At 57.7% G+C, this 12,187-nt stretch carries 14 protein-coding genes and 1 pseudogene; 10 read left to right on the top strand and 5 right to left on the bottom strand.

Features of this window, described 5'->3' with window-relative positions; translation table 11 throughout:
• Positions 1-193 precede the first annotated feature (193 nt).
• From Q0C28_RS16770 to Q0C28_RS16755, 4 genes are read right to left on the bottom strand one after another with little or no spacing between them, the layout of a single operon-like run.
• The gene (locus Q0C28_RS16770; RefSeq protein WP_293577499.1) at positions 194-529 is read right to left on the bottom strand and encodes an SMR family transporter; all 336 of its coding nucleotides are present in this window, start codon (positions 527-529) and stop codon (positions 194-196) included.
• A gap of 29 nt (positions 530-558) precedes the next feature.
• A complete protein-coding gene (locus tag Q0C28_RS16765; protein WP_293577498.1) occupies positions 559-1,731 on the bottom strand; it encodes an HD domain-containing protein in 1,173 nt (390 codons plus the stop codon).
• Positions 1,724-1,972: a hypothetical protein gene (locus tag Q0C28_RS16760; RefSeq protein WP_293577497.1), complete on the bottom strand. Its 249-nt coding sequence runs from the start codon at positions 1,970-1,972 to the stop codon at positions 1,724-1,726. Before Q0C28_RS16760 ends, Q0C28_RS16765 begins: the two co-directional genes overlap by 8 nt.
• Complete coding sequence (locus Q0C28_RS16755) at positions 1,972-2,625, bottom strand: alpha/beta hydrolase (protein WP_293577496.1); 654 nt, start codon at positions 2,623-2,625, stop codon at positions 1,972-1,974. Before Q0C28_RS16755 ends, Q0C28_RS16760 begins: the two co-directional genes overlap by 1 nt.
• Before the next feature lie 190 nt (positions 2,626-2,815).
• On the opposite strand from Q0C28_RS16755, the gene Q0C28_RS16750 reads away from it, so the two are divergent.
• The 10 genes from Q0C28_RS16750 (at position 2,816) to Q0C28_RS16705 (ending at position 12,023) form a co-directional block, all read left to right on the top strand.
• Positions 2,816-3,274, top strand: a complete 459-nt coding sequence (locus Q0C28_RS16750) for an Rrf2 family transcriptional regulator (protein ID WP_293577495.1) — start codon at positions 2,816-2,818, stop codon at positions 3,272-3,274.
• A 167-nt stretch (positions 3,275-3,441) separates the two neighbouring features.
• Entirely contained in the window at positions 3,442-4,485 is a 1,044-nt protein-coding gene (locus Q0C28_RS16745) for a cysteine desulfurase family protein (RefSeq protein ID WP_293577494.1), read from the top strand.
• A gap of 18 nt (positions 4,486-4,503) precedes the next feature.
• Positions 4,504-6,027: a Fe-S cluster assembly protein SufB gene (gene sufB / locus Q0C28_RS16740; protein WP_293577493.1), complete on the top strand. Its 1,524-nt coding sequence runs from the start codon at positions 4,504-4,506 to the stop codon at positions 6,025-6,027.
• Positions 6,028-6,295: 268 nt separating this feature from the next.
• Positions 6,296-6,610: a heavy metal-binding domain-containing protein gene (locus tag Q0C28_RS16735; protein WP_293577492.1), complete on the top strand. Its 315-nt coding sequence runs from the start codon at positions 6,296-6,298 to the stop codon at positions 6,608-6,610.
• A gap of 39 nt (positions 6,611-6,649) precedes the next feature.
• Entirely contained in the window at positions 6,650-7,597 is a 948-nt protein-coding gene (locus tag Q0C28_RS16730; RefSeq protein WP_293577491.1) for an FkbM family methyltransferase, read from the top strand.
• A gap of 52 nt (positions 7,598-7,649) precedes the next feature.
• Complete coding sequence (gene sufC / locus Q0C28_RS16725; protein ID WP_293577490.1) at positions 7,650-8,408, top strand: Fe-S cluster assembly ATPase SufC; 759 nt, start codon at positions 7,650-7,652, stop codon at positions 8,406-8,408.
• Positions 8,409-9,689, top strand: coding sequence for a SufD family Fe-S cluster assembly protein (locus Q0C28_RS16720; RefSeq protein WP_293577489.1), 1,281 nt, complete (start codon positions 8,409-8,411; stop codon positions 9,687-9,689).
• Positions 9,689-10,186, top strand: coding sequence for a YIP1 family protein (locus Q0C28_RS16715; protein WP_293577488.1), 498 nt, complete (start codon positions 9,689-9,691; stop codon positions 10,184-10,186). Before Q0C28_RS16720 ends, Q0C28_RS16715 begins: the two co-directional genes overlap by 1 nt.
• A gap of 42 nt (positions 10,187-10,228) precedes the next feature.
• Positions 10,229-10,810, top strand: coding sequence for a YIP1 family protein (locus Q0C28_RS16710; protein WP_293577487.1), 582 nt, complete (start codon positions 10,229-10,231; stop codon positions 10,808-10,810).
• Positions 10,803-12,023, top strand: coding sequence for a cysteine desulfurase (locus tag Q0C28_RS16705; RefSeq protein WP_293577486.1), 1,221 nt, complete (start codon positions 10,803-10,805; stop codon positions 12,021-12,023). The genes Q0C28_RS16710 and Q0C28_RS16705 overlap by 8 nt, the downstream gene beginning before the upstream one ends.
• 18 nt (positions 12,024-12,041) lie before the next feature.
• Here the strand turns inward: Q0C28_RS16705 and Q0C28_RS16700 are convergent.
• A pseudogene (locus Q0C28_RS16700) lies at positions 12,042-12,187 on the bottom strand (IS481 family transposase); the annotation flags it as partial.

Raw genomic sequence — 12,187 nt, 5'->3', positions numbered from 1 at the left:
TCGCGCTCGACCCAAAGGTGTCAGTCTGGCATTGCTGTGAATGTTCATTCGATCCCTCCGAATAGGGTTGGTGCTTGGTAACTCCAACCAACTCGGTCTGGATCGAATGGACAACCTGTTGAAAGCTCACACCTAGAGCGGACCTCGGGCAGATCTGGGGTTGGGCTGAAACTGTCCCTGGGGCTGATGCGCCTCAGTGTCCAGAGGTTTTGGAAAACAGATGGATGATCAAAATCCCGGCCATGATCAAAATCAGGCCAAGAACCGCGGGCAGGTCAAGCCGCTGGCCGAATACAAGCCAGCCAATGATAGCGATGAAGAAAATCCCCAACCCCGACCAGATGGCATAGACCACACCCACCGGCATATTGCGCAGGGTCAACGCCATCAGATAAAATGCCAACCCATAGGCCACCGCCACCAGGATCGATGGACCCAGGCGGCTGAATTGCTGGCTCGCCTGCAGCGCGGTGGTGCCAACGGTTTCGGCGATCACTGCCAAAACAAGGTAGATGTAGTGAACTGGCATCGTCGGCTCCGCAACTTCAATGACGTGATTTAAATGCTTGTATTTTCAGAAAACCATGGCGCCACGCGACTCCTGACATGGTCCCAGACCTTGGGTGCGCCACGCTGGACCTTCTGGCCGACGCGGGTGTCGAGTTGTGTCAGGGTCACATCATAGTCGCGCCAGCTGCCACCGCCGGACAACAGGTTCAGCAACACCGGCTGCACGCGGTCGATGGCTTTGGCAAACACCGCGTCATTCGTCTGGGCATCTTCGAACTCCTGCCAGATCTGGCGGAACTGCTGGCCTTCTGCCCTGGGCAGCAGACCAAACAGCCGGTCAGCGGCGGCTTGCTCCTCGGCTTCGATCCGGGCCAGATCCTCTGGGCTGAGGCTGGTGTGAATGGGGACATCGCCCGCATCGATTTCCACGATGTCGTGCAGCAGCAACATCTGCAGAACCCGGTTGACGTCGATAGGCGCGTGGCTGTGTTCGGCCAAAACCCACGCGTAAAGCATGATGTGCCAGCTGTGCTCGGCGGAGTTTTCCCGGCGGGATCCATCGCCCAGCGTTGTGGCGCGCAGCACTGTTTTCAGACCGTCAGATGCGTTCAGAAAAGCGATAGGCTGGGCCAGATCGTTGTTGGGCGCCTTACCTTCAAGACGCGATGTAATATGCTGATATATCTCTGGGAAATCGGTTTCCAGCGCCGCAGCGCGGCCGCCAAAGACGTTGTCGCGCACCACATCCAGATGAAAAGCTGGCACGTCCTTGTTGTACAGCGTCTGCATGATCGGCTGGCAGTGGTCGATGCGCTTCGCCCAGACCGCATCCGCGGTTTGCCCGGCTTCAAACTCCTCCCACAGGGCGAGGAAGCGTTGCCCCTGATCGTCTGGCAGCAGGCCAAACAACCGCTGTGCGGCTTCTGCTTCTGCCTTGGCGATCTGGTCCCAATCGGCGTCTTCGGAGATCGGAACATCGCCCACATCGATTTCGACCAGATCATGCAGCAACAACATCTGCATCACGCGCTCGGTGGTCACGTCTTTCGGGGCGAAAGGGGAGAGAGCCGCCGCATAAAGGGCCAGGTGCCAGCTGTGCTCTGCGGAGTTTTCAACGCGCGAGCCATCGAGGATCAGATTTTGCCGCTCTACGCTGCGTAACTTGTCCGCCTCCAGAAGAAATTGGAATTGACGGTCAAGTCGCGCAGCAGGGTCAATCATTCTCGGTCTCTTTGGCAGTTAAATGAGCTTTGGCTGAAATAATTTTATTGTTCAGAAAATCGCGCGCCTTGCGCTCGGCAAGACGCACCCGCATTTCTGTCAGAAACGCTTCTTCGAGTGATTGAGACGCTGCCCCCAAAACCTGGCTGACCTCCATATACAGGCGGTCTTCGCCGGTGGCATCCTGTACCTTCAGGGTGTCCACCGCGAGCTTTTGGGCCAGCGTTTCAATCGTGCCCATTAGCGTGAATTCTCCGTCAGACGGCGCTTCACGTAATCAGACACCGTGTCGATCATCGGGTCCATGTGATCATCCTGGAAGAAGTGATCCGCGCCCTCGACTTCGGTGTGGGTGATGGTGATGCCTTTTTGCTCGTGCAGCTTGTTGACCAGGCTGACGGTGTCCGCAGGCGGTGCCACCCGGTCAGCGGTGCCGTTGATGATCAGGCCGGACGATGGGCAGGGTGCAAGGAACGAGAAGTCATACATGTTCGCAGGCGGCGCCACAGAGATGAAGCCGGTGATTTCCGGCCGCCGCATCAGCAACTGCATGCCGATCCACGCGCCAAAGGAGAACCCAGCAACCCAACAGTGCTTGGAGTTGGAGTTCATTGACTGCAGATAATCCAGTGCGGATGCCGCATCGGACAATTCGCCAACACCCTGATCGTATTCGCCCTGGCTGCGCCCAACCCCGCGGAAATTGAACCGCAAAACCGTGAAGCCCATGTTGTAGAAGGCGTAGTGCAGATTGTAGACGACCTTGTTGTTCATCGTACCACCGAACTGGGGGTGCGGGTGCAGAACAATCGCGATTGGCGCGTCTTTTTCTTTTTGGGGATGATAGCGGCCTTCCAGGCGGCCTTCGGGTCCAGGGAAAATGACCTCAGGCATGGGTGAGAGGATCCTACTCTTATTTTTGAAGGTGCATGTCGGGAAAACTTGACGAATTCCGTCGGGCACCTTAGAACGGTTCTAATTGATGGCAGAGGCCACGTCTCGCTGTCGTCCCGCTGAGATACGCATTGCAGTCGAGAACGTCAATATTTTCGCTGCTTCGCCCGCTGATGGAGACCTATTTGTTATGAAACTTTCCACAAAAGGTCGCTACGCGATGGTGGCGCTCGCGGATATCGCGCTGCAGCCTGCGGATCAGCTGGTCAACGTAGGTGATATCTCCAAGCGGCAGGATATCTCCATGCCCTATCTCGAACAGCTGTTTGTAAAGCTGCGGCGCGCGGGGCTTGTTGAATCGGTGCGTGGGCCCGGTGGTGGCTACCGTCTGGCGCAGCCAGCGTCCGACATCCGGGTTGTCGATATCCTGGCAGCCGTCGATGAAACCGTCGATGCCATGCACAAAGGCGCGGGTGCCTCTGGTGGTTTGTCCGGCAGCCGTGCGCAATCACTGACCAACCGGTTGTGGGAGGGGTTGAGCGCCCATGTTTACGTCTTTCTGCATCAGACACGGCTGTCTGATGTGGTGCGGAACGATCTTGCGCCTTGCCCAGCGGTACCCACGCTCTTTGCTGTGGTGGATGACTGATCGCAGCGAGTTGGGATTTAAGATGTATTTCGGGGGTGGGTTCTGCAATCGCCTACTTAAGCTGCAGAAAACCTCTGAGAAACGCCTTGTAAGTCGCTGGTAAAAATAACTATTACGCCCCGAAACTGACAGTGGGCACTAGATCTGAAATGGAGCCAAACTTGGCCATGCAACGGGTGTATCTGGATCATAATGCAACGACGCCGATCACATCGGCGGCGAAGCAGGCGATGATCGACGCGATGGAGCGTTGCGGTAACCCGTCTTCTGTTCACTCAGAGGGGCGTGCGGCCAAAGCTGTGGTGGAGCGCGCCCGCGCGCAGGTTGCTGCAGCCTTTGGTGCGGATGGTGCAGATATCGTCTTTACCTCTGGTTCGACCGAAGGGGCTGCTTTGGCGATGGCGGGGCGTGAGCTGCATGGCGCGCCAATCGAACATGATGCGGTCAGGGCCTGGAGTGTCGAAGATCTGTCCGTTGCAGCCGACGGGCGCGTTGCAGTTTCGCAGCCAGAGGCCACGACTTTGCAGTTGGCCAATTCCGAAACCGGCGTGGTGCAAACGCTGCCCGAGGGCCTTGCGTTGACCGATGCGACCCAGGCGTTTGGCAAAATGCCTGTCGCGTTCAACTGGATGGGCGCAACCATGGCGTTGATCTCTGCGCATAAGCTTGGCGGCCCCAAAGGTGTTGGCGCCCTGGTGATGAAGCGTGGCACCGATATTCCGGCGCAGATTCGCGGCGGCGGACAGGAAATGGGGCTTCGCTCTGGGACCGAAAATGTCATTGGAATCGCAGGGTTCGGGGCCGCAGCTGAAGCTGCTGCAGCGGCGCTTGCGGATGGCGTTTGGCAGCGTGTCGAAAAGCTGCGCGATTTGATGGAGGACGCCCTTGTAGCGGGCGCATCCGATACTATTTTTGTCGGGAAAACAGCAACGCGTTTGCCCAACACAAGCTGCTTTGCAGCACCCGGCTGGAAAGGCGAAACCCAGGTCATGCAAATGGACCTCAGCGGATTTGCCATCAGTGCTGGCAGCGCATGTTCCAGTGGGAAAGTGAAATCAAGCGCAGTGCTGACTGCGATGGGTTTCGATCAGACAACCGCCCAGAGCGCCATTCGCGTGTCTCTTGGGCCAGACACAACAGAAACAGATGTGCTGCGCTTTGCCGAAGTGTGGTGTGCAAAACAGAAGAAACACCGCGCCCGGGTGGCGTGAGGATTGCAGGAGATGACCATGACCGCTTTGGATAACATTCAGGTGAAAGAAGGCGTCGATCAGGAAACCGTCGACGCTGTGCGCGAAGTCGGTGGCACCTACAAATACGGCTGGGACACCGACATCGAAATGGAATACGCGCCAAAGGGCGTCAATCCAGATATCGTCCGGCTGATTTCCGACAAAAACGAAGAACCCGAGTGGATGACCGAATGGCGTCTGCAGGCGTTCCAGCGTTGGGAACAGATGGACGAGCCGGATTGGGCCATGGTCAGCTACCCTGAGATCGATTTTCAGGACCAGTACTACTACGCGCGCCCCAAATCGATGGAAGTGAAGCCCAAGTCGCTTGACGAGGTCGACCCCAAACTGCTGGCGACCTACGAAAAGCTGGGCATCCCATTGAAAGAGCAGATGATCCTCGCAGGTGTCGAAGGCGCAGGCGACAGCCCGCAAGAGGGCCGCAAAGTGGCTGTGGACGCGGTGTTCGACTCCGTCTCTGTCGGTACGACCTTTCAGAAAGAGCTGAAAGAAGCAGGCGTCATCTTCTGCTCGATCTCCGAAGCGATCCGCGAACACCCCGAGTTGGTAAAGAAGTATCTTGGCTCGGTCGTTCCGGTCTCGGACAACTTCTATGCGACGTTGAACTCTGCCGTGTTCTCGGATGGGTCGTTTGTTTACGTGCCGCCCGGTGTGCGCTGCCCGATGGAACTGTCGACCTATTTCCGCATCAACGCAGAAAACACTGGTCAGTTCGAACGCACGCTGATCATCGCGGACAAGGGCTCTTATGTGTCCTACCTCGAAGGCTGCACCGCACCGCAGCGCGACACTGCACAGCTGCACGCCGCGGTCGTGGAAATCATCATCGAAGAGGATGCCGAGGTGAAATACTCCACCGTTCAGAACTGGTATCCCGGCGATGAAAACGGCAAAGGCGGCATCTATAACTTTGTGACCAAGCGCGCGGATTGCCGTGGTGACCGCTCCAAAGTGATGTGGACCCAGGTGGAAACCGGCTCTGCCGTGACCTGGAAATACCCATCCTGCATCCTGCGTGGTGAGGAAAGCCAGGGCGAATTCTACTCGATCGCCATCGCCAACAACATGCAGCAGGCTGATACCGGCACCAAGATGGTGCACCTCGGCAAAAACACCAAATCCCGCATCGTGTCCAAAGGCATCTCCGCCGGTAAGGCACAGAACACATACCGTGGTTTGGTGTCGATGCACCCGAAGGCGAAAGACAGCCGCAACTACACGCAATGTGACAGCTTGCTGATCGGTGACAAATGTGGCGCCCACACGGTTCCCTACATCGAGGTTAAGAACAACTCCTCCCGCGTGGAGCACGAGGCGACGACGTCCAAAGTGGATGACGACCAGCTGTTCTACTGCCGCCAGCGCGGCATGGACGAGGAAGAGGCGGTGGCCCTGGTGGTCAACGGCTTCTGCAAGGACGTGCTGCAGGCGCTGCCGATGGAGTTTGCCATGGAAGCCCAGCAGCTGGTTGCGATCTCGCTGGAAGGGTCTGTGGGGTAAAGCTGACGGTGGAAAAGAGGGCGAAGACCGAGGTCAAAACCTTTGAATACAATGCGAAAGAAGGTCTTCGCGCCGTTGCGTTCATATGGTTCTTTCAGCGCATTGCCAAACCCCTTTTCGTCTTTGCCTTGCTGACGGCAATCATGGCCTTTGCCAGGAATGGAGTTGTGGCGGGGCTGCTCTGTTTGGCGATTTTTGGAGGACCCGTTCTGCTGCTTTGGGGGTTCACCACCCGGCAAGGACGAAAAGTGTTGGAGTATTGGAAAAAATGATCATCACAACGACAAACTCCGTCGAAGGCTACCAGATCGCCGACTACAAAGGCATCGTGGTGGGTGAGGCGATCATGGGCGCCAATGTGGTGCGCGATGTCTTTGCCTCCATCACAGACATCGTCGGTGGCCGGTCTGGCGCCTATGAGAGCAAACTGCAGGACGCGCGCGAAACGGCTCTTCATGAGTTGGAGGATCGGGCGCGCGCGCTCGGCGCCAATGCCGTCGTTGGCGTCGATCTGGACTACGAGGTCGTCGGCCAGTCGATGTTGATGGTGTCGGCAAGTGGAACCGCCGTCGTTATCGGCTGACGCCATCTACAAAGCGCGAATTCCTGGGTGTGAAACGCAATGCAAGTCGTTGAAACAAAACAGAACAAGAGACAGGAGACACGGCGGCGGGCAGCCGTTCGTGCGCGCTTGTCTGTTCTGGACGACGCGTTTGCCCCCAGTCGCGCCCTGCGCATCGTCGACATTGGGGCCAACCCGATCAACACGCCGCCCTACGCGGATCTGTTCGATCTCGGGGGCTGTGACCTCTGGGGATTTGAACCGGGGGATGAGGCGTTCGCTGCTTTGCAGGCCGAACAGCAGGATCGGGCGCATTACGTCAAAGCCGCGGTTGGAAAGCCTGGCCCAGCAGACTTTTATCCCCATCCGCAGTCCGGACTTGCCTCTTGCGTGCCGATTGACGCGGCCTCTGTCGCCCGCATTGGCAAGGCGCGGTGGCACAAACCGGATCTGCAGCCGATCCAGATGACACTGGTTGGGCTGGATCAACTGGACGAGGCGGAGTTGCCGAAACCGGATGTCGTGAAAATCGATATCCAGGGCGGTGAGCTGGACGTTTTTGTCCACGGTCGCGACAGGCTGTCGGACGCCATCTGCGTGATCTGCGAGGTGCGGTTTCATCGCATTTATCAGAACGAACCGAAGTGGCGCGAGGTGGATGAAGAGCTGGCCCATCAGGGCTTTGCCCTGCACAAGTTCGATTTCACCAAGACCGTCGGCCTGGATCACTCACAGCGTGGGCGACTGGATGCGCGGGCCACCCGCAGTCAGCTGCTGGATGGTGATGCGATCTATATCCGTGCGTTGGATACCATGGACGAGTGGACAGACACGCAGGTCAAATCGCTGGCTTATACGGCAGCCTGTGTGATCGACAGCCATGATTTGGCGCTCGTTGCGCTGGATGAGCTGGTGCGGCGGGGGAGCATCGCCGACACGACCCCAGAAACCTATGTGGCGAGCCTGCCGCGCTGGATGCGCCAGAGCAGGCCCGCTGAACAAAACTAGACAAACAGTAATCGACCGGGCCGAGTGCCTGCAGAGAAAAAACGAGGAAATCATGCTCGAAATCAAAAATTTGCACGTAAAACTTGAAGAAGAGGACAAGCAGATCCTCAAAGGCGTGAACCTGACTGTTGAAGCAGGCAAGGTGCATGCGATCATGGGCCCCAACGGCTCCGGCAAATCCACGCTGTCTTATGTGCTGTCCGGTCGAGACGGTTACGAAGTCACCGATGGTGAGGCGTCTCTGCTGGGCGAAGATATCCTGGACATGGAGCCCGAAGAACGCGCCGCCGCGGGTATCTTCCTGGCGTTCCAGTATCCGGTCGAAATTCCGGGTGTCGGCAACATGACGTTCCTGCGCACCGCGGTGAACGCACAGCGCAAAGCCCGCGGAGAAGATGAGCTGAGTGCTGCAGACTTCCTGAAAGAAGTGCGCGCGAAAGCAAAAACGCTGAAAATCGACGCGGACATGTTGAAGCGCCCGGTCAATGTTGGCTTCTCCGGCGGCGAGAAAAAGCGCAACGAGATCCTGCAGATGGCGATGCTGGAACCCAAGATGTGCATCCTGGACGAAACCGACTCCGGTTTGGACGTCGACGCCATGAAACTGGTGTCCGAAGGTGTGAACGCGTTGCGCGACGAAGGCCGCGGTTTCTTGGTTATCACGCATTATCAGCGTCTTCTCGATCACATCAAACCTGATGTCGTGCACATCATGGCCGATGGCCGTATCGTTAAAACCGGTGGCCCAGAGCTGGCACTGGAAGTCGAAAACAACGGCTACGCCGATATCCTCGCGGAAGAGGGGGTGTAAATGGGCCTTCCTGATCAGAAACAAACCGCAACAGAGGCACTTCTGGCGACGCTGACCATGCCAGAGGGCGGCTGTCTCGCAGCGGCGCGCAAAGCTGCGCTGTCGCGGGTGCAGACCCTTGGCCTGCCAGGTCGCCGGGATGAGTATTGGAAATACACCCGTCCCGACACATTGGTTCAGCCAGATGCGCCAGCAGCGGCCGTATTTGACGCGGGCGAAGCGCCGATGTTCGATGAATTCGACCGGATCAAAGTCGTGTTTGTCGATGGTGTGTTTTCGCCCGAAGAGTCCGATGATCTGAGCCTTGAAGGCATCTCCATCGAGCGGATCGCAGATATCTGTGACAAGGACATCCATTGGGGCAAGGACCTGTACGGTGTTCTGGAAGCGCGCGGGCAGGACCCGGTTGCACGCCCGCTGGCGGCGCTGAACACAGCGTTTGCCCAGGATGGTGTTGCCATCCGCGTCACCGGCACCCCGTCAAAGCCAGTGAACCTGGTCTATCGCCATCAGTCCGACAGCTCGGATGCGATCCTGCACCACATCGTGCGGGTCGAAAGCGGTGCAACCGCGACCATCCTAGAGAACGGTCCCGCGGCTTCGCGCTTCAACAAGTGCATGGAAGTTGACGTGGCCGACGGTGGCACCCTGCATCTGGTGCGCGCGCAAGGCCGCGATCACGAGCGCCGGGCCGCGACCCATCTGTTTGCCCGTCTTGGCAAAGAGTCGGTTTTCAAGGCCTTCACGCTGACCGTCAATGGTGTTCTGACCCGCAACGAAGCGGTGATTGAGCTGACAGGCGACGATGCCATGGCCCATATTGCGGGTGCTTGCGTTGGTGACGGTGATTTCCATCACGATGACACCGTGTTCATCACCCATGACGCCGTCAATTGTGAGAGCCGCCAGGTTTTCAAAAAGGTGCTGCGCAATGGTGCGACCGGCGTTTTCCAGGGCAAAATCCTGGTGAAGGAAGGCGCGCAAAAGACTGATGGATATCAGATTTCTCAGTCGCTCCTGCTGGATGACGACAGCCAGTTCCTGGCCAAGCCAGAGCTGGAGATCTACGCCGATGACGTGGCTTGTTCCCACGGCTCGACCTCTGGCGCGATCGACGAAGAGGGTCTGTTTTATCTGCGCTCGCGCGGTGTGCCTGCGGATGTTGCGACAGATCTTCTGACGCTGGCATTCCTGGCCGAAGCCGTTGATGAGATCGAAGATGATGAGATCGCAGGCGCTCTTGTCACCCGGCTGGAAGGCTGGCTGGCGCGGCGTCGCTGATGTCGGTCACTCAGGACATTGTTGCCACATATAAGGGGCCGCGCAGAGTTATTGCGCGGCGTCTTGCCATGGGGCTGCAAGAAAACCGGTTGTTGGCATTGGTCATGGCAGGGTGCGCCCTGACCTTCATCGCCAACATGCCGGTGCGCGCGCGCGAAGCCCATCTGACAGGCGATGATCTGAATATGTTGCTTGGTGCTTCCCTGCTTGGGCTGATCTTCATTGCGCCTTTGCTGCTCTATGGATTGGCCCAGATCACGCATTGGCTGGCGCGATTGTTGCGTGGGCGCGGTGACAGTGCGCAGGCGCGGCTTGCGCTGTTTTGGGCGTTTCTGGCCGCCAGTCCGCTGATGTTGTTGCGGGGTTTGGTCGCTGGATTTATCGGACCAGGTCTGGAATTGACACTTGTGGGTGGGCTCTGGTTCATCCTGTTCTTGTGGTTCTGGACCTCAGGGTTGATACAGGCATATTGGGTGCAGCCACCGGTGCGTGGCTGATCCGTTGAACGCGTGGGTGAACGACGTGCAGTGGGGCGAGAAATGAACCCGTATCAAACACTTCTGGCGATGACCTTCCAATCGCCTCGGGCCGCGGCGCGGTCCATTTTGGACATGAACTGGCCGCGCGAGGCGCTGTTGCTGGCGTTGGCGTTGACCTCGGTGGTCAACACGCTCTTGCTGGTGCTGTCTGAACTCTTGCTGCCCGCGGTGGGCGGCGCAGCCTTTGGGATGCCATCTTTGCTTTATGCTGGTGCGGCCTTTGGTCTGCATCTTGGCACCTGCGTGTTGTTGACATGGACGGGGCGCTGGATTGGCGGGCAGGGCGGTTTTGCTGGCATTCTGGCACTGACCGTGTGGCTGAATGCGCTGCAGATCGGGTTGTTTGCCGTTGTCATGGTGCTACATCTGATCTTGCCGCTCGCTGCATCGCTGCTGGCGATGCTCAGCAACTTTGTGATGTTGGCGATTTTTGTGATGTTCATCCAGGAGGCGCATAAATTCAGCTCCATCTGGCGCGCGATTGGCGCGTTGATGATGTCTGCGATCCTTGTCGCCTTGTTGATTTCTTTTCTTCTGGGCTCACAAGCCCCCGGTCTCTTAGGTCTTCCCGATCATGTATGATATCGAAAAAATTCGTGCCGACTTTCCGATCTTGTCGCGAGAGGTGAATGGCAAGCCGCTGACCTATCTGGACAACGGGGCTTCGGCGCAAAAACCGCAGGTTGTGATTGATGCGATCACACGGGCCTATTCCGAAGAATATTCCAATGTTCATCGTGGCTTGCACTATCTCTCTAATCTCGCAACCGAGAAATATGAAAGCGTGCGTGGCACCATCGCGCGGTTTCTGAATGCCGCGCATGAAGACCATATCGTGATGAACTCCGGCACCACCGAGGGCATCAACACCATCGCATACGGCTGGGCGATGCCGCATCTCGAGGCGGGTGATGAAATCGTGCTCAGCATCATGGAGCATCACGCCAATATCGTGCCCTGGCATTTCTTGCGCGAGCGCCAAGGTGTGACACTCAAATGGGTCGAAACCGAAGCGGACGGCAGCCTTGATCCGCAAAAGGTGATTGACGCCATCGGTCCGAAGACAAAGCTGATCGCAATCACGCAGTGTTCCAATGTCTTGGGGACCGTCGTTGATGTCAAAACCATTTGCCATGCGGCGCGGGAGCGTGGTGTGGCGACATTGGTCGATGGCTCACAGGCGGCGGTGCACATGCCTGTTGATGTGCAGGACATCGGATGCGATTTCTATGCCATCACTGGACATAAACTCTATGGGCCGTCCTCCTCGGGTGCGTTGTATATCCGGCCCGAGCGGATGGAAGAGATGCGGCCCTTCATCGGTGGTGGTGACATGATCAAAGAGGTCGGCCGCGATCAGGTGATCTACAATGACGCGCCGATGAAGTTTGAGGCAGGCACGCCGGGTATCGTTCAGATGATCGGATTGGGTGTTGCGCTGGATTACATGATGGGTGTCGGGATGGAGAACATCGCAGCCCATGAAGCAGGGTTGAGAGCCTATGCCAGTGACCGGCTCGCAGGCCTGAACTGGGTCAGCGTTCAGGGGCAAACCGCAGATAAAGCAGCGATTTTCAGCTTCACGCTTGATGGCGCGGCCCACGCGCACGACATCTCGACCATCCTCGATAAGAAAGGGGTGGCTGTGCGCGCGGGCCAACATTGCGCGGGCCCCCTGATGGAGCATCTGGGTGTCAGCGCGACCTGTCGGGCGTCCTTTGGCATGTATAACACCACCGAAGAGGTTGATGTGTTGATCGACGCGCTGGAATTGGCGCATGACCTTTTTGCCTGACCCGACATAGGGATGGCCCTAGCTGTGGAGCCTCAATAGGTTGTTCCGATTTAATCGTAACCGGCTGATTGGTGGTTTTGATTTTAGGGCCGCGTGTGGTCTGTGCCAATTGTAGAGATGTGTCCAGACGGGCAGATCGGCGGCGCGCTCGTCTGAGGTCTGGT

The organism is Phaeobacter sp. (genome assembly GCF_022825805.1).
In the GTDB taxonomy this organism is placed as follows: domain Bacteria; phylum Pseudomonadota; class Alphaproteobacteria; order Rhodobacterales; family Rhodobacteraceae; genus Phaeobacter.
The sequence above is the reverse complement of the archived record's forward strand: the minus strand, read 5'-3'. Positions and strand labels throughout refer to the sequence as shown.